Below are 25,493 nucleotides of genomic sequence, written 5' to 3' on the forward strand. Positions count from 1 at the left end.
TATCGGCGGCTCCTCACGCTTGCGTGCGAATCAGGGCTTACGAGGTGGTTCCGCGGCTCCGGCTGGGCAATCCTGATCTTGCGACGTCGTGCACCGCACCAGGGCGGGGGGCCAACTTCCCTGGTGGGAAACCGCAGTTCACAGCAGTACTTCACAGCAGTGCTTCACAGTCGTAGTGCACGCATGGACGGCCTTGACCCGGCGCGTCCTTGGTTCTGGAGGGAACACAACATGGCAAGCATCCGTACCGCCCGTGTCGTCGCCGCCGCCGCCGCGCTCCCGCTCGCGGCCGCGCTCTTCGCGGGAGTCGCGGCGGCGGACAACGGCGTCGGCGCCCTCGGTACCGGAGTCGGCGGGGACAACTTCGGGAACTCCGCCACCACACAGCAGCAGGCCGTGGGCGAGGGCGCCGAGAACGAGAGCAATACCGCCCAGGTCAACGGCTCCGCGTTCACGACCGTCAACCAGGGGGAGGACAACGTGGCCATCAGCTTCGCCCCCTTCTGGTGGCCGGCGATCTGACCGCGTAGGCAGGGGGAGAGCCAGGGGAGAAGGGGGACACCGGACAGGGGGGAGGACGTCGGCCGCGGCGGCGCTTCGGCGCCGCCGCGCCGGGCGGGCCGTCCTCAAGACGGCGCGCCGTACGTCAGGGGGGACCCGCAGGACCCCTCATCCGCTCGTCCACCTCTGGGAGGTGAGGCAGGCCCCACCCCTACAACCTGAGGGGGACCCGGCTTCGGGACCTGCGGGCGATCCGCCGGGCGGGCCCCGCTCCTAGCGTGGACGACATGACCACACCCGTCTGCACCAGCGCTTCGAACGCCGCCGCTCCGGCGACGCAGACCCCGCCGTACGCGTCGTTCTCGTCGTACATGAGGGCCCGCCAGCCGGTGCTCCTGCGGACCGCCCGGTCGCTGACCGGAAACCCCAGCGACGCGGAGGACCTGCTGCAGACCGCGCTCGCCAAGACGTACGTCGCCTGGGAGCGGATAGAGGACCACCGGGCACTGGACGGCTACGTCCGCCGGGCGCTGGTGAACACCCGCACCTCGCAGTGGCGCAAGCGCAAGGTCGACGAGTTCGCCTGCGACGAACTGCCCGAGCCGGACCCGGTGCCGGCCGGCGACGACCCCGCCGAGCAGCAGGCACTGCGGGACGCGATGTGGAGGGCGGTCATGCGGCTGCCGGCGCGCCAGCGGGCGATGGTCGTGCTGCGGTACTACGAGGATCTCAGCGAGGCCCAGACGGCAGAGGTGCTCGGTGTCTCGGTCGGGACGGTGAAGTCGGCCGTGTCGCGTGCGCTCGGCAAGCTCCGCGAGGACGCTGAGCTGGGGATTGTTCGGAATTAAGGAGATATGAGCTGATCCTGACGGGAAACGTCGTCCCCCGGAGCGTGATCGATCATCCGCTCCCCTAGTGACATACCGCTCGGTATGTGCGCAGAATCAGCGCACACCGTACCGACGCCAGGCAATGTCGCCCAGGAGGACGCCGTGCTGAGCACCATGCAGGACGTACCGCTGCTGATCTCGAGGATTCTGACCCACGGGTCGTCGATCCACGGCACTTCGCAGGTGATCACCTGGACCGGCGAGGGGTCACCCCAGCGCCGTTCCTACGCGGAGATCGGCTCCCGGGCGGCCCAGCTGGCGCACGCCCTGCGCGAGGACCTCGGCGTCACCGGCGACGAGCGGGTCGCCACCCTGATGTGGAACAACGCCGAGCACGTCGAGGCGTACTACGCGATCCCCTCCATGGGCGCCGTGCTCCACACCCTGAACCTGCGCCTGCCGGCCGAGCAGCTCGCGTGGATCGTCAACCACGCCGCCGACCGCGTGGTCATCGTCAACGGCTCGCTGATCCCGCTGATCGCCCCGCTGCTGCCGCACCTCAAGACCGTCGAGCACGTCGTGGTCTCCGGACCGGGCGACCGCTCCCCCTTGGCCGACACCCACGTCCAGGTGCACGAGTACGAGGAGCTGATCGCCGGACAGCCCGTGGCCTACGACTGGCCGGAGCTGGACGAGCGCTCCGCCGCCGCCATGTGCTACACCTCCGGCACCACCGGCGACCCCAAGGGCGTGGTCTACAGCCACCGTTCGATCTACCTGCACTCCATGCAGGTGAACATGACCCAGTCGATGGGCCTGACCGACCAGGACACGTCCCTGGTGGTCGTCCCGCAGTTCCACGTGAACGCCTGGGGCCTGCCGCACGCCACGTTCATGACCGGCGTCAACATGCTGATGCCGGACCGCTTCCTGCAGCCCGCCCCGCTCGCCGAGATGATCGAGGGCGAGAGGCCGACGCACGCCGCCGCCGTCCCCACCATCTGGCAAGGCCTGCTCGCCGAGCTCACCGCCCGCCCCCGCGACGTCTCCTCCCTCACCCAGGTGACCATCGGCGGCTCCGCGTGTCCGCCCTCGCTGATGGAGGCGTTCGACAAGCTGGGCATGCGGGTCTGCCACGCCTGGGGCATGACGGAGACCTCCCCGCTCGGCACGATCGCCCGCCCGCCGGCCCACGTCGCCGGCACGGACCAGGAGTTCGCCTACCGGCTCACCCAGGGCCGCTTCCCGGCCGGCGTCGAGGCCCGCCTCACCGGACCCGGCGGCGAGCGTCTGCCCTGGGACGGCGAGTCCGCGGGCGAGCTGGAGGTGCGCGGCCCCTGGATCGCCGGCGCCTACTACAACGGCCCCGACGCCGAACCGCTGCGCCCGGACGACAAGTTCAGCGAGGACGGCTGGCTCAAGACCGGCGACGTCGGCACCATCAGCCCCGACGGCTTCCTCACCCTGACCGACCGCGCCAAGGACGTCATCAAGTCGGGCGGCGAGTGGATCTCCTCGGTGGAGCTGGAGAACGCGCTGATGGCGCACCCGGACGTCGCCGAGGCCGCCGTGGTCGCCGTCCCCGACGACAAGTGGGGCGAGCGCCCGCTCGCCACGGTCGTCCTCAAGGAGGGCGCCTCCGCCGACTTCACCACGCTGCGCGCCTTCCTCCAGGAGGAGCGGAAGATCGCCAAGTGGCAGCTTCCGGAGCGCTGGACGGTCGTCGAGGCGGTGCCGAAGACCAGCGTCGGCAAGTTCGACAAGAAGGTGCTGCGCCGTCAGTACGCCGAGGGCGCGCTGGACGTCACGCAGATCTGACGACGCCAGGACCCGGACATGCGCCGGGCGGTGAGCGCGGGACTCGCGCCCACCGCCCGGCGTACTGCTGTCCGTGCACCCCGCTGCCCGTGCGGGGACCGTCAGTTGGTGCCGATCCGCAGGAGCAGGTCGACGATCCGCTCCTGCACCTCCGGGCTGGTGGACCGCTCCGCGAGGAACAGCACCGTCTCGCCGGACGCCAGCCGCGGCAGGTCCGCCGCGTCGACGGCGGCCGTGTAGACGACCAGCGGGGTGCGGGTGAGCTGCCCGTTCGCGCGCAGCCAGTCGACGATCCCGGCCTGCCCGGCCTGGCGGTGCACCTGCATCAGGTCCATCACGACCAGGTTCGGCCGGAACTGGCCCGCCAGCGTCACCGCGTCGGCGTCGCTCGCCGCCCGCGCGACCTGCATGCCGCGCCGTTCCAGCGTGCCGGTCAGGGCCAGCGCGATCTCCGCGTGCTCCTCGATCAGCAGGACGCGCGGCGGATGCTGTTCGCTGTCGCGCGGCGCGAGCGCCTTCAGCAGCACGGCAGGGTCGGCGCCGTACGCGGCGTCGCGGGAGGCCTGGCCGAGTCCGGCCGTCACCATGACCGGCACCTCCGCCGCGCCCGCCGCCTGACGCAGCGACTGCAGCGCGGTACGGGTGATCGGCCCGGTCAGCGGGTCGACGAACAGCGCCGCCGGGAAGGCCGCGATCTGCGCGTCGACCTCCTCACGGGAGTGCACGATCACCGGGCGGTAGCCGCGGTCGCTCAGCGCCTGCTGCGTCGCCACGTCCGGCGCGGGCCACACCAGCAGCCGGCGCGGGTTGTCCAGCGGCTCCGGCGGCAGTTCGTCGTCCATCGGCTGCGGACGCGGCGGGTCCGCCACCTCCACGGCCCCGCCGGGACCGTCCAGCGGCTCGGGACCCTCGGCGGCGTCCGCGTCCGGCGCCCCTATCGCGTACGAGCGTCCGGCGGCCTCGGCGGCCGGCGCGAGCCGGGACTGCCCGGCGGGCGTCGGGGTCGGCTGCGCGGCGGGCTGGGCGAGGGCGGCGGCCGGGGTGCGGTCCTGCTGCGGCGCGGGCGCCTGACCGGGGGGCGGCACGGGCTCGGTCTGCGGGTGCGGGCGGGCGCCCTGGGCGGCGCCGGGCGCCTGACCGGCGGAGGTCTGGCCGGCGGAGGTCTGGCCGTTCGCGGCGGCCTGGTCGCTGCGGGTGCCGAGCTTGCGGCGGCGGCCGGAACCGCCCGGCTGGTGCGGGGGAGGCGTGGCCGACGCCAGCGGCTGCTGCACCTGGGCGGCCTGCCGGTTGAACGGCACGCCCTGCCCCAGCGTCCGCACGCTGATCGCACGGCCCTGGGTCGAGTTCGGGTCCACCGGCGCGGAGGCCTCGGCGGGCAGCGGCTGGGCGGCCGGCCGGGCCGGCGCGGGCGTGCCCTCGGGCGGCAGCGGGGTGCCGCCCGAGGGCGTGGGCTGCGCCGCGTTCGGCACGGGCGCCGCACCGGCGCCGGAGGTGTCACCGGCGGCGGGCCACTGCTGCGGGGCCGGCGTCCCGGCGGGCGGGGTGGCCGCGGCCGGGGCGGGCTGGGGTGGCGCGCCTTGGGCGGGCGGCGCCTCGGCGGGAAGCGGCTGGGCCGGAGGGAGCGGGGCCGCTGCGCCCTGCTGGGGTGCCGCCCCCCACTGCTCGGGAGCACCGGGCGCCTGCGCGGCATCGGCCGGCGGGGTGACCGCACGCCGACGGCGGCCGGTGGGCGCGCTGGTGGGGTGCGGCTGCGGCGGGGTGTGGTCCTCGGACTGGTCCACGGGCACGGCGTCGTGCTGCCCGGCATCGGCGGCGGGTCCGCCCTGCGGTACGGGAGCGGGGGCGGGCTGCGCGCCTGCCTGCGGCGCCGGGGCGGCGGTGACCTCGGCCGGCTGCGGAGCCTGCGGGGCCTGCGGGTTCGGCGGAACGGGCTGCGGGGCCTGCGGGTTCGGCGGAACGGGCTGCGGGGCCTGCGGGTTCGGCGGAACGGGCTGCGGAGTTTGCGTGTTGGCCTGCCCGGCCGGCTGGAGCGCGGGTGCGGCGGGCTGGGGCGCGGGCTGCGCGTTCGGGCCGACGGGCTGAAGACCGGGCCCGGCCGCCTGCGGGGCCCGCGCGTTCGGCGGCACCGGCTGCGCGTCGGGGCCGACGGGCTGGAGGTTCGGCCCGGGCGCCTGGGGCACGGCTTGCTGGTTCGGCGGGACCGGCTGGGCTGCCTGTGGGTTCGGACCCACGGGCTGGAGGCCCGGCGCGGCAGGCTGGGGCGCGGGCCCGGCGGCGGGTGCGTTCGGCGGTACGGGGTGCTGCTGTGCGTGGGGGCCGACGGGCTGGAGGTTCTGCCCGGCGGGCTGAGGCGCGGCCTGCTGGTTCGGCGGCACGGGCTGGGCGTCGGCCCCGACCGGCTGAAGACCGGGCGCGGCCGGCTGAGGCGCGCCCGCGGCCGCGGCGTTCGGTCCGGAGGCCTGCCGGTTCTGAGGTACGGCCTGCGGGGCGACCGGCGCCGCCTGCCCGTTCGGCGGTACGGCCTGACCGGCGACGGGAGCCGCAGGCTGCCCACCGGGCGCCACAGGCTGCGCGCCCGGAACCGCAGGCTGCGGCGCGGGAGCCACCCCGTTGGGCACGGCACCCGGCGCCACCGGCGCGACCCCCTGGGCACCCGGCATTTCCTGACCACCCGGCACCTGACCCGGCGCCACGGGGCCCTGCCCCGCGACCTCGGCCGGCGCCGCCTGTCCAGGCTGCCCGGCAGGGGCCTGAGCCGCCGACGCCGGCGCCACCTGCTCGTCCTGGTCCGCCCCGGCCGGCGGCAGCGCGAACACCGTGCGCGGCGCGGCCTCCTGCGCCGCCGCCCGCTCGTTCGCGGCGGCCAGCGCGCGCCGGCGGCGTCCCGTCGGCTGCGGCTGCTGGTCGGGGCCCGCGCCCTGGGCGGGCACGTGCACGGCGACCGCGCCGGGAGCGCCGTTCGCCTCGCCGCCCGCGGGCAGCGCCGGCGCGAGCGCCGGCTGCTCACCGGCCGCGCGCCGGGCCCGGCGTCCGGACGGCGCGGGAACACCCTGCGGCGGTACGGTCCCGCCCAGCCCCGTGTTGGAGGCCGCGGCGCCCGCCGCGTGCTCGGCCGCGGTGACGACGGCGCCCTCGGACACCCCCGCCCCCGCCGCGGCACCGGCGAGTTCGACCTCGGCGCCCGTCGTACCCGTCGCGGCCGCCGCGCCCTCGGCGGGACGGCCACGCCGTCGCCCGGTCCCGCCGGACACGGCCGCGCCCTCGCCGGACGCCTGGGCCGGAAGCTGAGCCTGGTGCCCCTGCTGGGCCTGCTGCGCCTGCGCCTGCGCGGGCTCGGCAGGAGCCGCCCGCCGCCTGCGCCGCCCGGTGGGCTGAGGCGCCTCCGCGGCAGGAGCCGCCGCAGCCTCGCCGTCACCACCCGGCGCATCACTCTCGAGGAACGCGTCGACGGACGACCGCCGCGCCCGGCGCCGTCCCCCGCCCTGCGTGGGCTCGGCGGGAGCCGCGGCCTCCTCGGCCTGCGGAGCCGCCTCCTGCGGCACGGATCCCGCCCCGCCGCCGATCGGCACCTCGAGGACGAACGCGCTGCCGCTCATCCCCGGCACCTCGTGCGTCTGGAGCACGCCGCCGTGTGCCCGGACGATGCCGCGCACGACCGGCTCGTGCACCGGGTCGCCGCCGCCGTACGGGCCGCGCACCTCGATGCGGACGACCTCGCCGCGCTGGGCCGCCGCCACGACGACCGTGTTGTCCAGGTAACCGCCCGCCGACAGGGGCGTGTTGCCGGTCGCGTCGACGCCCGCGACGTCCGCGACCAGATGGGCGAGGGCGGTCGCGAGGAGACGCGCGTCCACCTCGGCCTCGATGGGCGGCGCGTGCACCGCGAACTGCACCCGGCCGGGGCCGATCAGCTCCACGGCGCCGTCGACGCCGGCCGCGACGACCGCGTCGAGCATCACCTTCGTACGGGCGATCTGCTCGGTGCCGGAGTCGAGCCGCTGGTAGCCGAGGACGTTGTCGATGAGGGTGGTGATGCGGGAGTAGCCGGCCGACAGGTGGTGGAGGACCTGGTTGGCCTCGGGCCACAGCTGGCCCGCGTCGTCGGCGGCCAGCGCGGCGAGCTCGCGGCGCAGTTCGTCGAGCGGGCCGCGCAGGGAGCGGCCGAGGAGGGTGAGCAGCTGCTCGTGACGGGCGGCGAGGGCGTCGTAGCGGTCCTTCTCGCGCTCGCCGAGGGCCGCGTACCGCTCCTCGTGCGCGGCGAGTTCCTCCGCGTGCTTCTCGCGGAGCTCCTCCACCTCGGTGACGTGGCTCTGGCGCAGGGCGGTCAGCTCGGAGCCGTGCTCCTCGGCGAGCCGCTCCAGCTCCTTCGCGTGCTCCCGCTCGGCGTCCTCCTTCTCCTTGAGGAGCGCGTCGTACGGGCGGCGGTCGAGGAACGTCATGACCGCGCCGACGAGCTGGTCGCCGTCGCGCACCGGGGCGGTGGTGAGGTCGACCGGCAGCTTGTCGCCGTTCTTGGCGTAGAGGACCTGGCCGCGCACGCGGTGCTTGCGGCCGGAGCGCAGGGTGTCGGCGAGCGGGGACTCGGAGTACGGGAACGGGGAGCCGTCGGCGCGCGAGTGCAGCACCAGGGTGTGCAGCTCGCGTCCGCCGAGCTCGCCGGCCCGGTAGCCGAGGATCTGGGCGGCGGCCGGGTTGACCAGGACGATCCGCCCGTCGGTGTCGGTGCCGACGACGCCCTCGGAGGCGGCCCGCAGGATCATCTCCGTCTGCCGCTGCGACCGGGCGAGCTCCGCCTCGGTGTCGACCGTGCCGGAGAGGTCCCGGACGACCAGCATCAGCAGCTCGTCGCCGGTGTAGCCGTAACTGTCGTAGGCCTGCGAGGTGTTCTCGAGGTTGGCGCTGGTGACCTCGACGGGGAACTCGGTGCCGTCGGTCCGCCGGGCGGTCATCCGGGTCGGCTTGGTGCGTCCGCGCGGGTCGATGTGGTCGGGCCGCCGCATGGAGCCGGGGATGAGCTTGCTGTCGAACTCCGGCAGCAGGTCGAGCAGCCCGCGCCCCACCAGGGCGGTGCCCGGCGCCTCGAAGGCCTCGAGGGCGATGGTGTTGGCGTTGACGACGGTCCCGTTGGCGTTGACCAGCACCAGGGCGTCGGGAAGCGCGTCCAGTATGGCTGCGAGGCGAGCAGCGCCTCGGGATGGCCTGCTGCTCACGAGACGCTTCCTCCCTGTTACCGCGACGTGCCGACCGCTCGGGCCATCTTGCCAACGGGCCCGCAACGTGTCACGGGAGGGAGTCTAAGGGCTGGGGGTGCGCCGGGGACGCCGGATGGGACGCACATCGCACCCCGAGGTGACGGTGATGTGACGCCCGGTACGTCCGGAACCGCGCCTGCCTGGGCCGACGCACCGCGAACCTTCGCGGGACCTTTACGCCCCGGGCGCACCCTCCGCCCGGCCCACCGCCGGCAGCAGCGGCACCAGCCGGTCCCACCGCTCGATCGCGCACCCGTTCGCCCGGTCGTACGTCGCGTCGACGCGGCGGCCCGCCCAGGTGCCGGTGATGCGGGCGGTGGCGGGGCCGCCGTACTGCATGGTGCACACGGCGTCCTCCGGCACCGGCGCGAAGGCGTCCTGCCCCCACCGCGTCCGCCGCTCCACGGCCGCGCAGGCGCCGTCCGGGTCGGGGTGCGTCCCGCCGCTCGGCCGGCACCGTACCTCGTACGTCCCGTCCGCCCCGCCGCCCGCGTCCCGCACGGTGACGGTGAGCCGGTCGCCCTCCGGCGCCGGTCCCGCGGCTCGCGCCGGGGAGGGGGACGCGGCGAGCGAGGCGAGGACGGCGACGAGGGCGGCGGTCCCGGCGAGGAGCCGCCACGGGGTCGGTGAGCAAGAGAAGGAAGACGAAGACAAGGCAGTCATGCCGTGATCAACGCGCCGGCGGCCGGGACGTTGCGCCACGACGGCGTGCCGTTCGCCAGGGCTTTGCCCTGCGGGCTCCCCGCCTAGTACCGTGGGGGGCGATTGGTGACACCCCACACGGTTGTGTCATCATCGGCACGCACCACCCACTCGCGCCCGCGCGCAGCAGGTTGTGCATGGAGGCGTCGCCTAGTCCGGTCTATGGCGCCGCACTGCTAATGCGGTTTGGGCCTTAAAGCCCATCGAGGGTTCAAATCCCTCCGCCTCCGCCCCGAACACGAAGCCCCGGTCCCAGCGGCCGGGGCTTCGCCGTTCCCCCGGTCATACCGGCCCCACACCGCGTTTCCGCAGGTCACAAGGGGTAGGGCAATCGGATTTCACATGGCGGCGGCAGTCATGTAATGTTCTTCCTGTCGCCGCGAGCGGGCCGAAAGGGCCGGGAGCGGCGAGACAAATGAAGAGACAAGCACTCGTAGCTTAACGGATAGAGCATCTGACTACGGATCAGAAGGTTGCAGGTTCGAATCCTGCCGAGTGCACACAGTTCAAAGGCCCCGCCGGTTCGCCCGGCGGGGCCTCTGGCATGAGTAGGTGACCACGGTTCTCACTGACACGGTGACTCTTCCTGGTTAGCATCGCCGCGCATGATCGCCTTGGTTGCCACCATCGGGCTCGCGTTCGTCGGCTACGTCGCCACCTACCTCAACGGTCTGCGCCTGGCGCAGCGCCAGGAACGCCTCGCACGTGTGAACCGCCAGCTCAGCGACTTCTACGGGCCACTGTTCGCCCTCACGGAAGCCAACAGCCGCAGCTTCCAGGCGTTCAAGGAGCGCAATGCCCGTCCTGGCGGTCGCTCGCCGTTCGATCACGAGACACCCCCCACCGAGGAGGAGCTGGCCGAGTGGCGGCTGTGGGTGACCACCGTCTTCCTGCCCAACATCCGCGCCATGCGCGATCTCGTCATCAGGCACGCCGACCTCTTGAGGGAGCCGGCGATGCCGCCGATCCTGCTGCAGCTGTGTGCCCACGTGTCGGGCTACGAGATCACGGCTGCCCGCTGGGAGCAGGGCGACTTCGACCAGCACCTCTCGGTGGTTCCCTTCCCCAGCGAAGAGATCGCCGGGTATGCCCGTCAGGGGTTCGCCCACTTGAAGGAGCGGCAAGCTCGCCTGCTGGGACAGCGGGGCGTGCGCTGACCGGAGAGCGGGCCGCGCCAGCTGCCCGCGCCGGAGGCAGGGGAGCACACGCTGGAGATCCGCAGCCGGTCGGGCGGCTTCTCGGTCGGGTGGACTCCCTACTCACCGTGGGTGCGGCCTGGTGACCTGAGTCGGAGATTCGCCGCCTACTGCCGACGAATCTCCGACTCGGGTCACCAGATGCGAGGAGCGGGTTCAGACCGTACGGCCGCGGGCGTCTCCTCGTCCGGGAGGCGGGTGATCGCCAGGGCCGCCGCGTCGTCCCCGAGTTCGTCGGTGTGGCGGAACAGGGCGGCCAGCATGGCGTCCAGCACCGCACCTGGATTCGGGGGGAGCGGGCAGGTGAGCGGGGGGACCGGGTCGAAGAAGGCGCCGGTGCGGTCACGGGCCTCGATGATGCCGTCGGTGAAGAGCACCAGCGTGGCGCCCGGAGGCAGGTCGTAGCAGTCCACCGGGACGACGGGGCCGGCCAGGTCGCCCAGGCCCAGCGGCAGCGACGGCTCCTTCGGCTCCAGCGCGGTCACCCGGCCGTCGTGGACCAGCAGCGGTGTCGGATGCCCCCGGTTCGCCATGCGGAACGCGGACCGGTCGGGGAGGATCTCGACGAAGACGGCGGTGACGAAGTCCTCGAACGGCATCTCCTCCTCCCGGGCCTTCAGGTCCTGCATGCACCTGGATCTCCGCCGCCTGCACGACCGACGGCAGGTCCGGCAGTTGCAGGGCCGCCGCGTGGAAGACGCCCAGCAGGGTGTTGACCATGGAGACCGACTGGGTGCCCTTGCCGCGGACGTCCCCGATCACCAGGCGCAGCCCGTGGGGCGTCTCGTGCGCGGCGTACAGGTCGCCGCCGATGAGGGCCTCCTCCTGGGCGGCCTGGTACCGGGCGGCCAGGGCCAGCCCCCGGACCCGCTCGGGCACGGTGGGCAGCATCGCGCGCTGGACCGCCTCCGCCACCTGGCGCGACGTCCGCAGCTGCTCCCGTTCGCGGGCGAACATCCGGTTGAGGAACGCGGCCACGACCGTCAGAGTGAGGAGGGTCGTGAAGCCGATGACGTTCGCCCGGGAGAGCACCTCCTCGTTCTCACGGAACGACAGCAGCCAGCCGGTCAGGCAGGCCACCGCGCCGCTCGTGATCGTCCAGGGCAGCGGGTACATCGGCGCCGCGATCAGCGACACGGTCGCCAGCAGCGGGAACGTGTTGAACGGCGGCCAGGCGAGGTCGACGACGACCGCGACGACCACCACGGCGGGCGGCAGGGCGCGGGACCAGGCGAGCCGCCTGGAGCGCTTCGTGCGCTGGTACCGCTCCATCCGCAGGGCCCCCGGTCGATCCGTAGCGTCCTGCGCCCCAGTCTTCGGCATGCCCTCCCGCGCAGCCACCGGGCGGGTCCGTTGGCGACCCGCCCGGCCCGGCGCCGCTCAGGCCGCCGGCGGGATGTTCTGGTTGGCGTGGAAGAAGTTGTCCGGGTCGTAGGTGTGCTTCACGGCGGCGAGGCGGGCGTAGTTGTCGCGGTAGGTGGCGCGGACGCGGTCCGGTTCCTCGGACTCGCCGAGGAAGTTGACGTAGCTGCCGCCCATGGAGTGCGGGTGGAGGGCCGACCAGTAGTCGACGCACCACCGGCGGATCAGGTCGGCGTTGGCGGGGTCGGGGTCGATGCCGGCGATGACGCCGGACCAGGTCGCGTCCCGGTACGCCCAGGCCGTCTCGCCCGGGGCGACGTCGTGGGCCGCCCCGTCGATCGGGTACAGGTGCATGGTCGACAGGCCGGTCGGCAGCTCCCGCCCGAACCGCTCGTGCACCGCCATGGCCTCGTCGGTGACCGTGTCGAAGAAGTCACCGCGCCAGTACCACTGGAGACCCTTGGGGACGAGGTCGTCGAACATCGTCTGGAGCACCGGGTACGGCATCGGCGTGGCGAAGTGGAAGGCCGGCGGGGCCGGGTCGTTCACCACGGACAGCACGTCGTCCAGGCGTCCGCCCTCCAGGTCGCCGGTGTAGCACCAGATGACGCCGCACACCTTCTTCCCGTGCAGCGGCTCGGGGAACGGCGGTGCGGGCGGGACGGCCATGACGGCGAAGAAGCCGTTGAGGTCCTCGGGCGCCGAGGGCAGGAACTCCCGGTACCAGCGCAGCACCTCCTGCGTCTGCTCGACCGGCCACACGGTGGCCGCCACGCCGACCGTGTCCACCGGGTGCAGCCGGAACGTGAAGGACGTGACCACACCGAAGTTGCCGCCGCCGCCCCGCAGGGCCCACAGCAGGTCCGGGTGTTCCTTCTCGGTGGTGGTGACGACGCCGCCGTCGGCCAGGACCACGTCCGCGGCGAGCAGGCTGTCGATCGTCAGACCGTACTTCCGGGTGAGGTGGCCGTGGCCGCCGCCCAGCGTGAGGCCGCCCACGCCGGTGGTGGAGTTGATGCCGGCCGGCACGCCGAGCCCGAAGCTGTGCGTCTCGTGGTCCAGGTCGCCCAGCACGCTGCCCCCGCCCACCTGGGCCGTCCTGTTCAGCGGGTCGACGCGCACCCAGCGCATCAGGGACAGGTCGAGGGTGAGCCCGCCGTCGACCAGACAGAGACCCGGGCCGCTGTGCCCGCCGCCGCGCACGGCCAGCTCGGCGCCCGTCTGCCGGGCGAAGGCGATCGTCGTACGCACGTCCGCGGTGCCCGTGCAGCGGGCGATGGCGGCGGGACGGCGGTCGATCATGGCGTTGTAGATGGAGCGGGTCTCGTCGTACTCGGCGTCCTGCGGCGTCACGAGGGGGCCTCGCAGGGCCTCGCGCAGATTGTCCAGTGCGGTTGCGTCCATGCCGCTCATGGCGGACACCCCTTGGAGCAGTGCGGAACCGGATGCGGGCCCGCGGGCGGACGAACCGGCGTCACGGGTCACCGGGGCGTTCCGCGCCTCGGAAGCGGCCCGGCCTCGCAAGCGTCCCGGGGCTCGGAGGCGTCCCGGGCCTCGCGAGGAGACCGGCGGCCGGTGTTCGTCCGGGGTCCTGGGGGATGCGGTCCCCGGGGGTCCGAGGCGCACCCTGCTTCTTTCAGTGTGACGCCAGCCACATGAGTGCGCGACGTGGGCGCGAATCAGCGTGGCGGGTCCGGATTCCCGTGGTGGCGCAGGGCGTTGCGCAGATGGTTGGTCAGGGCGGTGGCCGCCGCCGTGAGGAAGATGAAGCTGTAGAGGATCTGCAGGATCGCGACCAGGCGCGCGGACTGCCCGCGCGGCGTGATGTCCCCGTAGCCGACGGTGGCGAGCGTGACCATCGTGAAGTAGAGGGCGTCCAGGCGTGTGCCGATGCCGTCCAGTTCGCCGGGGCGCTGGGCGAGACCCTGGTAGGCGGTCGCGAAGACCAGCACGGACAGGCACATCAGCGGCGGGATCACCATCCCCGGACGGACGCCCGGGACGTTCAGCAGCACCCGGGCGACCTGCACCAGCAGCAGGACGGCGATCAGCGCGAGGGCCGCCGCGAAGAGCACCCAGCTCAACACCGGCCGGCGCGGGCCCAGCCGGTCCAGCGGCAGCAGGAAGTAGGCGGCGACCATCGCGGTCAGCCCGGCCGCCTGGATCACCCACGGCCAGGCGCCGGACCGGTTCCCGGGCCCGCGCTCTACGCCGGGTTCTCGCGGCGGGGTGCGCACAGGGCCCAGATGATGAAGCCGTCGATGACGATCAGGACGATCGACCACACCGGCTGGTAGGGCAGCCACACGAAGTGGGCGATCATGCTCAGCCCGGCCAGGGCGACACCCACGGCGCGCGCCCAGGTGGCCCCCTTGAATAGCGCCAGGCCCGCGGCGGCCACCAGGGCGCCGAGGATCAGATGCACCCAGCCCCAGCCGGTCAGGCTGAACTCGTACGTGAAGTTGGGCGTGGCGACGAAGACGTCGTCCCGGGCGATGGCGGCGATGCCCTCGAAGATCGCCATGACACCGCCGAACACCATCAGGAACGCGGCGGCCACCGTCCAGCTCGCCGCCCAGGGGCTCTCGGCCTCCCGGCCCGCCCCGCGAAAGCCCGTACCGCTGACATTGCTGGCCATGTTCTCGACCTTCCGGATGTCCCCGAGCGGTTCGATCCTTCTCAGACTGGCACCACGGGCCCCGCGCGGCACCTCGGCGGGTGAGCGGGGGTCAGTTCGCGTCCGGATGCCCGGACAGGTTCCCGTACGGGTTCTCGTCCAGGCCGGCTCCGGCGGCCACGGCCCGTTGTCAGTGGTCCCCTCTAGTCTCGGCCGGGATGGCACAGGCATGGCGGTGTACGGGGCTGAGCTGGACGGCGGGCGGTCCCGTGCTGATCTGGGACGGGGGCCGGCGCTCGGCGCTGACCTGGGGGAAGACGGTGGCCTTCGGGGTCGCGGAAGGGGGTGCGCGGACCTGTGTGGGAGCACGGGGGACCATGTGTCCGCTCGCCGCGCGAGTGTCCGCGCGGAGCACCGGGCCGCGCTGCGAGGAGTGCGCCCGCCTGGACCGGGCGCACTCGGTGGCCGCCGACACGCTCGCGGACGACCCGCGGCCGTACCGGGTCTACCTGGCGTGGTTCGGGCCCGGGATGACCAAGGTCGGGATCACCGCAGAGCGGCGCGGATCCGCCCGGCTGCTGGAGCAGGGGGCGGTCTGCTTCAGCTGGCTGGGCACGGGACCGCTGATGGCGGCGCGCCGCACCGAGGAGCTGCTGCGCGCCGCGCTGCGGGTGCCCGACCGCGTCCCCTACGCCGCCAAGCGCGCGGCGCGGGCGGTGCTCCCGGCGACCGGGGAGGAGCGGGCGGCCGGGATAGCCGGGCTGCACGCGCGGGCGCTCGCCCTCACCGGCTGGCCGGAGTCGCTCGACCCCGCGCCCTTCCGTCCCGTCGACCATGTGGAGGCCTTCGGGCTGGCGGAGGCTCCGGCGCCGGTGGGTGTGGTGGGGGAGCTGGCCGCCGGGGGCGCGGTGAGCGGTGAGCTGGTGGCGGCCGCCGGGCCAGATCTGCATCTGGCGACGGACCGGGGCGTCCTCGTGCTGGACACGCGCCTGCTGCCCGGCTGGGACCTGGTCCCGGCCGGGGGACGCCGGGTCGAGGTGCCGGTGCGGGCGCTGAAGGAGCGGCCGACGGGGCAGGACGGGCTGTTCTGAGCGGTGGGCAGCGAGGCCGGGGGCTGGACCGATGCCGCCCTCGCGGGTGATCGTGTCCGGCATGAGCGCGCACCCTCCGACTCCGCCCGTCACACCCGATGAGACCGACGGGACCACCGGCACGGCCGAAACCGCCGACGTCCGCCGCTTCTGGCAGCACCTGGGCCTCCCCGGCCTGATCGACGTGCACACGCACTTCATGCCCGAGCGCGTCCTCCACAAGGTGTGGGCGTACTTCGACGCACTCGGGCCGCTCACCGGTGGCATCGAGTGGCCGATCACATACCGCGCGGAGGAGGCCGAAAGGGCCGCGCTGCTGCGGGCGTTCGGCGTGCGCGCGTTCACCTCGATGCTCTACCCGCACAAGCCGGGCATGGCCCGCTGGCTCAACGACTGGGCCGCCGACTTCGCCCGTCGCACCCCCGACTGCCTGCACACCTCCACCCTCTTCCCCGAGCCCGGCGCCGCCGACTACGTCCGCGAGGCCGTCGAGAACGGGGCGCGCGTCTTCAAGGCGCACGTTCAGGTCGGTGCGTACGACCCCTCCGACGAGGCGCTCGACGCCTGCTGGGGGCTGCTCGCCGAGGCGGGCATACCGGTCGTGGTCCACTGCGGCTCGGGCCCCGCCCCCGGCAAGCACACCGGCCCCGAGCCCGTCGCCCGCGTGCTGGCCCGCCACCCCCGGCTGCGGCTGATCGTCGCCCACATGGGCATGCCCGAGTACGAGGACTTCCTCGACCTGGCCGAGCGGTACCCGGAGGTCCGCCTCGACACCACCATGGCGTTCACCGGCTTCAGTGAGCGGATGGCGCCGTTCCCCAGGCGGGCGCTCCCCCGCCTGGCCGCCCTCGGCGACCGCGTCCTGCTCGGCACCGACTTCCCCAACATCCCCTACCGGTACGCCCATCAGCTCGACGTCCTCGCGGACCTCGGGCTCGGCGACGACTGGCTGCGGGCGGTGTGCCACGACAACGCGGCCCGGCTGTTCGGCCTGCCGGACGCCCCACACGCCCCGGAGCCCCCTGCCTGAGAACCGCCTGTGGATTTCTCAGGGAAAACACAGACAGACGCAAGGGTGCTCTCAGGGGACCGGCCGATCGTGTCCGGTATGACCACGATCTCGCCCCAGGGGCGCACCGAACTGCTGAGGCCGGACGGGAGCACCGTCCGGGTGCTGGTGGTGGACGACGAGCAGTCGATCACCGAACTGCTGTCCATGGCCCTGCGCTACGAGGGCTGGCAGATCCGCAGCGCCGGCGACGGGCAGGGCGCCCTGCGCGCGGCCCGCGAGTTCCGGCCCGACGCCGTCGTCCTGGACATGATGCTGCCGGACATGGACGGGCTCACCGTCCTCGGCCGGCTGCGCCGCGAACTGCCGGACGTGCCGGTGCTGTTCCTCACCGCGAAGGACGCCGTCGAGGACCGGATCGCGGGGCTGACCGCGGGCGGCGACGACTACGTGACCAAGCCGTTCAGCCTGGAGGAGGTCGTCGCGCGGCTGCGCGGGCTGATCCGCCGCTCCTACGCGACCGACCGCCGCTCCGACGCCCTGCTGGTGGTCGGCGACCTCACCCTGGACGAGGACAGTCACGAGGTGACCCGCGGCGGCCAGAGCATCCACCTGACCGCCACCGAGTTCGAGCTGCTGCGCTTCCTGATGCGCAACCCGCGCCGGGTGCTCAGCAAGGCGCAGATCCTCGACCGCGTCTGGTCCTACGACTTCGGCGGCCAGGCGAACGTCGTCGAGCTGTACATCTCGTATCTGCGCCGGAAGATCGACGCGGGCCGGGAGCCGATGATCCACACCCGGCGCGGCGCCGGTTACCTGCTGAAGCCCGCGGTGTCGTGAGCGGACCGGGGCGGCCGCGTCCGCGCACCCTGCGGACGCGGCTCGTCGTCGCGTCCGTCACCCTGATCGCGGTGGTGTGCGCGGTGATCGGCACGGTGACCGCCCTGGCCCTGCGCTCGCACCTGTACGAGCAGCTCGACGGGCAGCTGCGCGAGGTGGCGATGCGGGCGACCGGCGGCCCGGCCGACGACGGGCCGCGCCCCGGCCCGCACGCGGACGCCCTCGACTTCGTGACGAGGGGACCGCAGATGTTCGGCACCGTCGGCGCCACCGTCGTGGACGGCGCGGTGACCGACGGGGTGGTCAGCAACTCCCGCGAGGTGAACGGCGTCCGCACACCCGAGGCCGGCCGCCTCACCACCGCCCAGCTCGCCGCCCTGGAGGACGTGCCGCGCGACCGGCAGGAGCACACCGCCGACCTCCCCGGTCTAGGCAGCTACCGCGTCGTCTACGAGGAGGGCCCCAACGGCGCCTTCTACGTCGCCGTGCCCACCGCCGACGTCGACGCCACCGTCACCACCCTGATCCTGGTGGAGATCAGCGTCACCGCCGCGGGACTCGTCGCCGCGTCCCTGGCCGGCGCCGTCATCGTCGGCGTCGCCACCCGCCCGCTGCGCCGGGTCGCGGCAACCGCCACCCGCGTCGCCGAACTCCCCCTCCACCGTGGCGAGGTGACGCTGAAGGAGCGCGTGCCGGAGTCCGAATGCGATCCACACACCGAGGTCGGCCGGGTCGGCGCCGCCCTCAACCGCATGCTCGACCACGTCCACGGCGCCCTGCACGCCCGCCAGCTCAGCGAGACCCGGGTACGGCAGTTCGTCGCGGACGCCAGCCACGAGCTGCGCACCCCGCTCGCCTCCATCCGCGGCTACGCCGAACTCACCCGGCGCGGCCGGGAGGAGGTCGGCCCGGACACCCGGCACGCGCTGCGCCGTATCGAGTCCGAGGCCGGCCGGATGACCCTGCTGGTGGAGGACCTGCTGCTGCTCGCCCGCCTGGACGCGGGCCGGCCCCTGCGGTTCGAGGAGACCGACCTGGTGCCGCTGGTCGTGGACACCGTCAGTGACGCCCGCGCGGCCGGTCCGGACCACCACTGGCGCCTGGATCTGCCCGACGCGCCCGCGCCGGTCACCGCCGACGCCGCCCGCCTCCAGCAGGTCCTCGTGAACCTGCTCGCCAACGCCCGCACCCACACCCCGCCCGGCACCACCGTCACCGCGCGGGTGCGCCGCGAGGGCCCCTGGCTGCGGGTGGACGTCGCCGACGACGGGCCCGGCATCCCGCCCGAGCTGCTCCCGCACGTCTTCGAACGGTTCGCGCGCGGCGACTCGGCCCGCACCCGGGCCACCGGATCGACGGGCCTGGGGCTGGCGATCGTGCAGGCGGTGGCGGCCGCGCACGGCGGCTCGGTGACCGTCGACAGCGTGCCGGGGCGGACGGCGTTCACCCTCCGCCTGCCCGCCGCCCCGGGAGTGCCGGACGCGCCGCACTCACAGCCGTGGCACAGCCTCACCACAGAGGCACGACAGGGCAGTTGACGAGGGTCGGTCCCATGCGAACCGACTCTTTCACCGGCACGCTGCCGGCTCGGGAGCACCTTCCGGCCGCCTCGGCCGGCACACCGGTCCTGGACGTCGTCGTCCCCGTGTTCAACGAGGAGAAGGACCTCCAGCCCTGCGTCCGCCGGCTCCACCAACATCTGACCCGGACCTTCCCGTACGCGTTCCGCATCACGATCGCCGACAACGCCTCCACGGACGGCACCCCGCTCATCGCCGCCGACCTGGAGCGGCGGATCGAGGAGGTGCGGTCCGTCCGGCTCGAGCGGAAGGGCCGCGGGCGGGCGCTGCGGACCGTCTGGTCCGCCTCGGACGCGCCCGTCCTCGCCTACATGGACGTGGACCTGTCCACCGACCTCAACGCCCTGCTGCCGCTGGTCGCCCCGCTGATCTCCGGCCACTCCGACCTGGCCATCGGCTCCCGGCTGAGCCGCAGCGCGCGGGTGGTGCGGGGCGCCAAGCGGGAGTTCATCAGCCGCAGCTACAACCTGATCCTGCGCGGCTCGCTCCAGGCGCGCTTCTCCGACGCGCAGTGCGGGTTCAAGGCGATCCGCCGTGACGTGGCGCAGGTGCTGCTGCCGCTGGTGGAGGACAGCGGCTGGTTCTTCGACACGGAGCTGCTGGTGCTCGCCGAGCGGGCGGGGCTGCGGATCCACGAGGTGCCGGTCGACTGGGTCGACGACCCCGACTCCACCGTCCACATCGTGCGGACGGCCACCGAGGACCTGAAGGGCGTCTGGCGGGTCGGCAGGGCGCTGGCCACCGGCGCGCTGCCGCTGGACCGCCTCTCCCGGCCCTTCGGCGACGACCCGCGCGACCGCACCCTCGCGGACGTGCCGCGCGGACTGGCCCGCCAGCTCGTCGGCTTCTGCGCCGTCGGCGTCCTGTCCACGGTGTTCTACCTGGTCCTCTACAGCGCCTTCCGCACCGTCACCGGCTCCCAGCTCGCCAACGGGCTCGCCCTGCTGGTGTCGGCGGTCGCCAACACCGCCGCCAACCGCCGGCTCACCTTCCGGGTGCGGGGGCGCGGCGGGATGGTCCGCCACCAGGCGCAGGGTCTGGTGGTCTTCGCCATCGGCCTCGCCCTGACCAGCGGCTCCCTCGCCGCCCTCGACACGGCGAGCGGCGACCCGGCCCACTCCACGGAACTGGCGGTCCTGGTGGCGGCCAACCTGGCGGCGACGGTCCTGCGGTTCCTGCTGTTCCGGGCCTGGGTCTTCCCGGACCGCGCCTCTGACACGGGGTCCCGGCAGCCGGGTGCGACGCCCGAGCGGGACGCCACGGCGCCTGGCCCGTCGGGGGCCTCGCCGACCACGCGGACGGAGACCTGGCGCGGTGCCACATCGGGGCAGGCGGTTTCCTGGACCACCTCGGAAACCGGCCCCGCTCCCTGGGCCCGGCCGACGCCCCAGCCGGATCCGCAGGTCACGCCCCCACCCGCCCCGGCCCGCGCACCGCGCCACGCCCGGCACACCGACCACGACCCGAGGACCACCCGATGACCCCCTCACACGACCCGCAGGCCGATCCCGCCGGCGGGGCGCCGTATCCCGCGCCCGCGCCGTACGGAGCCGGCACCACCGCCGACGGCCTCCACCCGGCGTCCGCGCCGTCCGGCACGTACCCCGAAACCGCCGACGGCTCCCAGCCCGCACCGCCGGGCGCGCAACCGAAGCACGCCCTGGTCACCGCCACCAACCACCCCCGCTGGGCCCGCCCCGCCCTCTTCGCGCTGCTCCTCGCCACCGGCCTGCTCTATCTCTACAACCTCCACGCCTCCGGCTACGCCAACTCCTTCTACTCCGCGGCCGTGCAGGCGGGCAGCCAGTCCTGGAAGGCCTTCTTCTTCGGGTCGCTCGACGCCGCGAACGCCATCACCGTGGACAAGCCCCCGGCCGCGCTCTGGCCGATGGCCCTCTCCGTGCGGCTGTTCGGGCTCAGCTCCTGGGCGATCCTGGCGCCCGAGGTGCTGATGGGCGTCGGCACCGTCGCCGTCGTGCACGCGTCCGTGCGCCGCCGTGCCGGACACGGCGCCGCCCTCCTCGCGGGAGCGGTCCTCGCGCTGACGCCGGTCGCGGCGCTGATGTTCCGCTTCAACAACCCGGACGCCCTGCTCGCCCTGCTCATGGCCGTCGCCTGTCACCTCGTCGTCCGCGCCCTGGAGGACGGCCGGACCAAGTGGCTGGTGTGGGCGGGCGTCGCCATCGGCTTCGCCTTTCTCACCAAGACGCTCCAGGCGTTCCTGATCCTCCCTGCGCTGGCCGTGGTCTACGCCGTCTGTGCCCCCGTACGCCCGCGCAAGCGGTTCGCACAGCTCGCGTTCGCGACCGTCGCGCTCGTGGTGTCCGGAGGCTGGTGGGTCGCGGTCGTGGAGCTGTGGCCGGCGTCCTCACGGCCGTACATCGGCGGCTCGCAGAGCAACAGCTTCCTGGAGCTGACCTTCGGCTACAACGGCCTCGGCCGTCTCAACGGCGAGGAGACCGGCAGCGTCGGCGGCGGCGGAGGCGGCGCGGGCGGCGGCGGCCGCTGGGGCGAGACCGGCTGGGACCGGATGTTCAACGACGACGTCGGCGGCCAGATCTCCTGGCTGCTGCCCGCCGCGCTGATCCTGCTGGCCGCCGCCCTGTACCTGACCCGTAAGGCGGGCAGGACCGACATCACCCGTGCGGCGTTCCTCGTGTGGGGCGGCTCGCTGCTGACGACCGCCGCCGTCTTCAGCTTCATGGCCGGCATCTTCCACCAGTACTACACGGTCGCCCTGGCCCCCTATCTCGCGGCCGTGACCGGCATGGGCGCGGCCGCCCTGTGGCAGCGGCGGCGGGAGACCTGGGCCGCCCTCGTCCTCGCGGCGGCCGTCACGGCGACCGCGGCCTGGGGCTGCGTCCTCCTCGCGCGCACACCCGACCACCTGCCGTGGCTGCGTTGGATCGTCCTGGTGGGCGGGCTGACCGCCGCGCTCGGGCTGGTCTTCGCGGGCCGGGCGGGACGCCGGGTGGTGCTCGCGGCGGCCGGCCTCGGCCTCGCGGCCTCCCTGGCCGGCCCGACGGCGTACACCCTGAGCACCGTGCGGGAGGGCCACTCCGGCTCCATCGTCACGGCCGGTCCCGCGTCGACGGGCAGGGGCGGCGGCGGTGGTCCCCAGGGCGGAGGCCCGGGCGACGGTCAGAACGGCGGCCGGGACGGAGCCCAAGGCGGAGGCGGCACCCAGGGCCAGAACGGCGGCGCCCAGAACGGCACCCCGCCCACCGGAAATCCGCCCGCCACCAACGGCACCGGCGGCTTCCCCGGCGGCGCCCCGTCGGGCCGGAACGGCACCGGCACCCCACCCGGCACCACCGACGGCACCACGACAGAAACCCCCGGCCGGGGATCGCGCGGCGGCGCCGGCATGGGCGGCCTCCTCGGCGGCACCTCCGTCGACGCCGAGGCACGCGAGCTGCTGGAGACGGACGCCGACGACTACACCTGGGCCGCCGCGGCGGTCGGCGCGCAGAACGCCGCGAGCTACCAGCTCGCCACCGGTGAACCGGTCATGGCGGTCGGCGGCTTCAACGGCACCGACCCGTCCCCGACCCTCGCCCAGTTCCAGCAGTACGTGAAGGACGGCCGCATCCACTACTTCGTCTCGAGCGGAGGCACCGGCGGAGGCGGCGGCCGAGGCGGAGCGGACGGCACCGGCACCTCCTCCCAGATCACCGCCTGGGTCCAGGAGAACTTCACCCAGGTCACCGCCGGCTCCGCCACCTTCTACGACCTCACCCGCCCCACGTCCGAAAGCTGACCCCGCCCCCGCGTTGTACACCGTAAGAGGGCTGTTCTACGGTGTACAGCATGACCACGTCCTCGCAGCAGCAGCCCGCCGCGGCCCCCGACCCGTCCCCGGACACCGCACCGGCGGACGGGGCTCCCCGGGGGCACGCGCGGCGCTGGCTGATTCTCGGGGTCATCTGTCTCGCCCAGCTCACCGTGCTGCTCGACAACACGGTGCTGAACGTGGCGATCCCCTCCCTCACCCGGGAGATGGACGCCTCGACCGCCGACATCCAGTGGATGATCAACGCCTATTCGCTGGTGCAGTCGGGCCTGCTGCTCAGCGCCGGCAACGCGGCCGACCGCTACGGCCGCAAGAAGATGCTGATCGTGGGCCTCGCCCTGTTCGGCGCGGGGTCGCTGGCGGCGGGTCTCGCCCAGTCCTCCGGGCAGCTGATCGCCGCGCGGGCCGGCATGGGCGTCGGCGGGGCGCTGCTGCTCACCACCACCCTCGCCGTGGTCATGCAGATCTTCACGCCCGAGGAGCAGCCCAAGGCCATCGGCATCTGGAGCGCCGTCAACTCCCTGGGCTTCGCGGCCGGTCCGCTGGTCGGCGGGTTCATGCTGAACCACTTCTGGTGGGGCTCGATCTTCCTGATCAACCTGCCGGTCGCGGCCCTGGCGCTGGCCGCCGTCGCCGCGTACGTCCCGGAGTCCCGGAACCGGCAGGGTGACCGGCCCGACCTGGTCGGCGCGGTGCTCTCCACCATCGGCATGACGGCCCTGGTCTACGCGATCATCTCCGGACCCGAGCACGGCTGGACGTCCGGCAGGGTGCTCGCCACCGCCGGCGCGGCGGCCGTGGTGCTCGGCGTCTTCGCGTACTGGGAGAGCCGGATCCCGTACCCGATGCTCGACCCGCACTTCTTCCGCAACCGGCGCTTCACCGGCGCGGTCGGCGGTCTGGTGCTGATCACCTTCGGGATGGGCGGCGCGCTGTTCCTGCTCACCCAGTACCTGCAGTTCGTCCTCGGCTACGGCCCGCTGGAGGCGGGGCTGCGCACCGCGCCGATGGCGCTGACCGTGGTCGCCCTCAACTTCACCGGCGTGGGCACCAAGTGGTCGGCGAAGATGGGCACTCCGCTGTCCATAGCGGTCGGCATGGGACTGATGGCGGCCGGCCTGGTGTCGATCGCCACGCTCACCGGACACGGCTACGGCGGCACCCTGCTCGGCCTGGTGCTGATCGGCGCGGGCACCGCGATCGGCAGCCCGGTGATGGCGCACGCCGTGATGAGTTCCGTGCCGCGCGAGAAGGCGGGCGTCGGCGCCGGGATCAACGGCACCCTGGCCGAGTTCGGCAACGGACTCGGCGTGGCCGTCCTCGGCGCCGTGCTGAACGCGCGTTTCGCCGCCCTGGTGCCGGTCGCGGCGGCCTCGCTGCCGGCGGCGCTGGCCGCGGCCGGCTCGGACCGCGAACGCGCCGAGATCACCGGGGCGTTCTCCTCGGGTCTGGAGACGAGCCTCCTGGTCGGCTCGGTCGCGGTGCTGCTCGGCGGCCTGCTCGCGGCGTCGCTGCTGCATCGCGCCGACCGCGCCGACGCGCGCGCCGCGCGGACCCAGGCGGACGCCTAGCATGAACCGGCGTCCGCGAGTCGAGGAAGGTGCGCCATGGTGAGGGCAGACCAGCGGTCCGGGAAGGCGCCGCGGCCCAGTGTCTGGCTGGAGGACCGGGAGCGGGGCGGCAGACGCGGCGGCGGCCAGCCGTCCGGCCTCGACCGGGACCGGATCACCGAGGCCACCGTGCGGCTGCTGGACGCCGAGGGCCTGGAGAAGTTCTCCATGCGCCGCCTCGCCGCCGAACTCGACGTCACCGCGATGTCCGTCTACTGGTACGTCGACACCAAGGACGACCTGCTCGAACTGGCCCTGGACCGCGCCTTCGGCGAACTCGCCCTGCCCGACCCGGACTCCGGCGCCGACTGGCGCGACGAACTGCGCGCGCTGGCCCGCGAGTACCGGGCGCTGCTGGTCCGGCACTCCTGGCTGCCGGCGCTCGTCGGCCGCTTCCTCAACATCGGCCCCCACGCGCTGCGGTTCTCGGGCGCCGTCCAGCGGGTCCTCGGCCGTACCGGTCTGCCCGAGCACGAGGTGACCGGGGCGATCGCCGCCGTGTTCCAGTTCGTGTACGGACACGGCACGGTGGAGGGCCACTTCCGCGACCGGGTGGCGTCGACGGGCCTGACCGCCGACGAGTACCACCACCGCGCCATGACCGAGGTGCTGCGCGACCCGGACGCCTCCGACGTCATCGGCCGCTCGGCCCGCATCATGGAGGCGCGGGGCGGCGACACGGTGGAGGAGATGCTCGAACGGGACTTCACCTTCGCCCTCGACCTGCTGATCGCCGGCATCGAGGCGATGGTCGCGCGCGGGCGCGGCTGACCTAGGGCGCGTGCCCCCGGTAAGCCGCCGCTACTCGTTCTCCGCCAGCCGCGCCGGGAAGCCGCCCGTCGCCACCGGACCCCAGCGCTCCGGGGTGATCCGGATCAGCGACTTGCCCTGCTTCACCATCGCCGCGCGGTACTCGTCCCAGTCGGGGTGCTCACCGGCGATGTTCCGGTAGTACTCCACCAGCGGCTCCACCGAGTCGGGCACGTCCAGCACCTCGGCGGTGCCGTCGATCTGCACCCACGGACCGTTCCAGTCGTCGCTGAGGACGATCAGGCCGACCCGAGGGTCCCGCTTGGCGTTGCGGGTCTTGGCGCGCTCCGGGTAGGTGGACACCACGATCCGCCCGGAGTCGTCGACCCCGCAGGTCAGCGGCGACCCCTGCGGTCCGCCGTCGGAGCGGCGGGTGAGCAGGATCGCGCGGTGCCGGGGACGTACGAAGTCGAGCAACTCGTCGAGGGAGACGCGGGTGTTGGTCGCGATGTCGGGTGCCATGGCGTCAGCCTAGGTCGTGA

The 25,493-nt window shown here is 73.8% G+C and carries 20 protein-coding genes and 2 tRNA genes; 15 read left to right on the forward strand and 7 right to left on the reverse strand.

What is annotated here, in order from left to right:
* The first annotated feature begins 231 nt into the window (after positions 1–231).
* The 3 genes from ACQY0Z_RS07420 (at position 232) to ACQY0Z_RS07430 (ending at position 3,149) form a co-directional block, all read left to right on the forward strand.
* Positions 232–522 (forward strand): hypothetical protein, encoded by a 291-nt coding sequence (locus ACQY0Z_RS07420; protein WP_439811995.1) that lies wholly within the window; start codon positions 232–234, stop codon positions 520–522.
* 266 nt (positions 523–788) lie between these two features.
* Entirely contained in the window at positions 789–1,349 is a 561-nt protein-coding gene (locus ACQY0Z_RS07425; protein WP_189897197.1) for a SigE family RNA polymerase sigma factor, read from the forward strand.
* A gap of 84 nt (positions 1,350–1,433) precedes the next feature.
* Positions 1,434–3,149, forward strand: a complete 1,716-nt coding sequence (locus tag ACQY0Z_RS07430; RefSeq protein ID WP_381726494.1) for a long-chain fatty acid--CoA ligase — start codon at positions 1,434–1,436, stop codon at positions 3,147–3,149.
* A gap of 101 nt (positions 3,150–3,250) precedes the next feature.
* Here ACQY0Z_RS07430 and ACQY0Z_RS07435 read toward each other — a convergent pair whose 3' ends face one another.
* Together ACQY0Z_RS07435 and ACQY0Z_RS07440 are read right to left on the reverse strand one after the other, a co-directional pair.
* Positions 3,251–8,359: a PAS domain-containing protein gene (locus ACQY0Z_RS07435; RefSeq protein ID WP_439811996.1), complete on the reverse strand. Its 5,109-nt coding sequence runs from the start codon at positions 8,357–8,359 to the stop codon at positions 3,251–3,253.
* A 216-nt stretch (positions 8,360–8,575) separates the two neighbouring features.
* Positions 8,576–9,064 (reverse strand): SSI family serine proteinase inhibitor, encoded by a 489-nt coding sequence (locus ACQY0Z_RS07440; RefSeq protein ID WP_254587604.1) that lies wholly within the window; start codon positions 9,062–9,064, stop codon positions 8,576–8,578.
* Positions 9,065–9,242: 178 nt separating this feature from the next.
* On the opposite strand from ACQY0Z_RS07440, the gene ACQY0Z_RS07445 reads away from it, so the two are divergent.
* The 3 genes from ACQY0Z_RS07445 (at position 9,243) to ACQY0Z_RS07455 (ending at position 10,260) form a co-directional block, all read left to right on the forward strand.
* Positions 9,243–9,333 (forward strand) — tRNA-Ser (locus tag ACQY0Z_RS07445).
* A 197-nt stretch (positions 9,334–9,530) separates the two neighbouring features.
* Positions 9,531–9,603 (forward strand) — tRNA-Arg (locus ACQY0Z_RS07450).
* Between the two features lie 105 nt (positions 9,604–9,708).
* A complete protein-coding gene (locus ACQY0Z_RS07455; RefSeq protein ID WP_189897200.1) occupies positions 9,709–10,260 on the forward strand; it encodes a hypothetical protein in 552 nt (183 codons plus the stop codon).
* Between the two features lie 173 nt (positions 10,261–10,433).
* Here the strand turns inward: ACQY0Z_RS07455 and ACQY0Z_RS07460 are convergent, their stop codons facing one another.
* A complete protein-coding gene (locus ACQY0Z_RS07460; RefSeq protein WP_347226117.1) occupies positions 10,434–10,928 on the reverse strand; it encodes a PP2C family protein-serine/threonine phosphatase in 495 nt (164 codons plus the stop codon).
* 182 nt (positions 10,929–11,110) lie between these two features.
* Between ACQY0Z_RS07460 and ACQY0Z_RS07465 the strand changes: the two genes are divergently transcribed.
* Positions 11,111–11,734, forward strand: coding sequence for a hypothetical protein (locus ACQY0Z_RS07465; protein ID WP_347226116.1), 624 nt, complete (start codon positions 11,111–11,113; stop codon positions 11,732–11,734).
* Here ACQY0Z_RS07465 and ACQY0Z_RS07470 read toward each other — a convergent pair.
* The 3 genes from ACQY0Z_RS07470 to ACQY0Z_RS07480 form a co-directional block, all read right to left on the reverse strand.
* Positions 11,680–13,065 carry an FAD-binding oxidoreductase gene (locus tag ACQY0Z_RS07470; RefSeq protein ID WP_347226115.1) on the reverse strand — a complete coding sequence of 462 codons (1,386 nt, stop codon included), beginning with the start codon at positions 13,063–13,065 and terminating at the stop codon, positions 11,680–11,682. The two genes, ACQY0Z_RS07465 and ACQY0Z_RS07470, sit on opposite strands and share 55 nt — an antisense overlap.
* A gap of 275 nt (positions 13,066–13,340) precedes the next feature.
* Entirely contained in the window at positions 13,341–13,829 is a 489-nt protein-coding gene (locus ACQY0Z_RS07475) for a potassium channel family protein (RefSeq protein ID WP_189897202.1), read from the reverse strand.
* Between the two features lie 38 nt (positions 13,830–13,867).
* On the reverse strand, positions 13,868–14,299 hold the full coding sequence (locus tag ACQY0Z_RS07480; RefSeq protein WP_189897203.1) for a DUF7144 family membrane protein: 432 nt from the start codon (positions 14,297–14,299) through the stop codon (positions 13,868–13,870).
* A 197-nt stretch (positions 14,300–14,496) separates the two neighbouring features.
* On the opposite strand from ACQY0Z_RS07480, the gene ACQY0Z_RS07485 reads away from it, so the two are divergent.
* The 8 genes from ACQY0Z_RS07485 (at position 14,497) to ACQY0Z_RS07520 (ending at position 24,972) form a co-directional block, all read left to right on the forward strand.
* A complete protein-coding gene (locus ACQY0Z_RS07485; protein WP_254587608.1) occupies positions 14,497–15,369 on the forward strand; it encodes a DUF2797 domain-containing protein in 873 nt (290 codons plus the stop codon).
* 61 nt (positions 15,370–15,430) lie between these two features.
* Positions 15,431–16,399, forward strand: coding sequence for an amidohydrolase family protein (locus tag ACQY0Z_RS07490; protein ID WP_254587609.1), 969 nt, complete (start codon positions 15,431–15,433; stop codon positions 16,397–16,399).
* 78 nt (positions 16,400–16,477) lie between these two features.
* Positions 16,478–17,218, forward strand: coding sequence for a response regulator (locus ACQY0Z_RS07495; protein WP_189897205.1), 741 nt, complete (start codon positions 16,478–16,480; stop codon positions 17,216–17,218).
* Positions 17,215–18,756, forward strand: a complete 1,542-nt coding sequence (locus tag ACQY0Z_RS07500) for a sensor histidine kinase (protein ID WP_347226114.1) — start codon at positions 17,215–17,217, stop codon at positions 18,754–18,756. Before ACQY0Z_RS07495 ends, ACQY0Z_RS07500 begins: the two co-directional genes overlap by 4 nt.
* A gap of 14 nt (positions 18,757–18,770) precedes the next feature.
* Positions 18,771–20,279, forward strand: coding sequence for a glycosyltransferase (locus ACQY0Z_RS07505; protein WP_439811997.1), 1,509 nt, complete (start codon positions 18,771–18,773; stop codon positions 20,277–20,279).
* On the forward strand, positions 20,276–22,558 hold the full coding sequence (locus tag ACQY0Z_RS07510; protein ID WP_439811998.1) for a glycosyltransferase family 39 protein: 2,283 nt from the start codon (positions 20,276–20,278) through the stop codon (positions 22,556–22,558). Before ACQY0Z_RS07505 ends, ACQY0Z_RS07510 begins: the two co-directional genes overlap by 4 nt.
* 50 nt (positions 22,559–22,608) lie before the next feature.
* Positions 22,609–24,162: an MFS transporter gene (locus ACQY0Z_RS07515; protein WP_189897208.1), complete on the forward strand. Its 1,554-nt coding sequence runs from the start codon at positions 22,609–22,611 to the stop codon at positions 24,160–24,162.
* A gap of 36 nt (positions 24,163–24,198) precedes the next feature.
* Entirely contained in the window at positions 24,199–24,972 is a 774-nt protein-coding gene (locus tag ACQY0Z_RS07520; RefSeq protein ID WP_381726503.1) for a TetR/AcrR family transcriptional regulator, read from the forward strand.
* A 30-nt stretch (positions 24,973–25,002) separates the two neighbouring features.
* Here ACQY0Z_RS07520 and ACQY0Z_RS07525 read toward each other — a convergent pair whose 3' ends face one another.
* Positions 25,003–25,473 (reverse strand): PPOX class F420-dependent oxidoreductase, encoded by a 471-nt coding sequence (locus ACQY0Z_RS07525; RefSeq protein ID WP_189897210.1) that lies wholly within the window; start codon positions 25,471–25,473, stop codon positions 25,003–25,005.
* Between the last annotated feature and the right edge of the window lie 20 nt (positions 25,474–25,493).

The sequence above is a fragment of the Streptomyces sp. P9-2 genome (genome assembly GCF_051903975.1).
In the GTDB taxonomy this organism is placed as follows: domain Bacteria; phylum Actinomycetota; class Actinomycetes; order Streptomycetales; family Streptomycetaceae; genus Streptomyces; species Streptomyces cellulosae.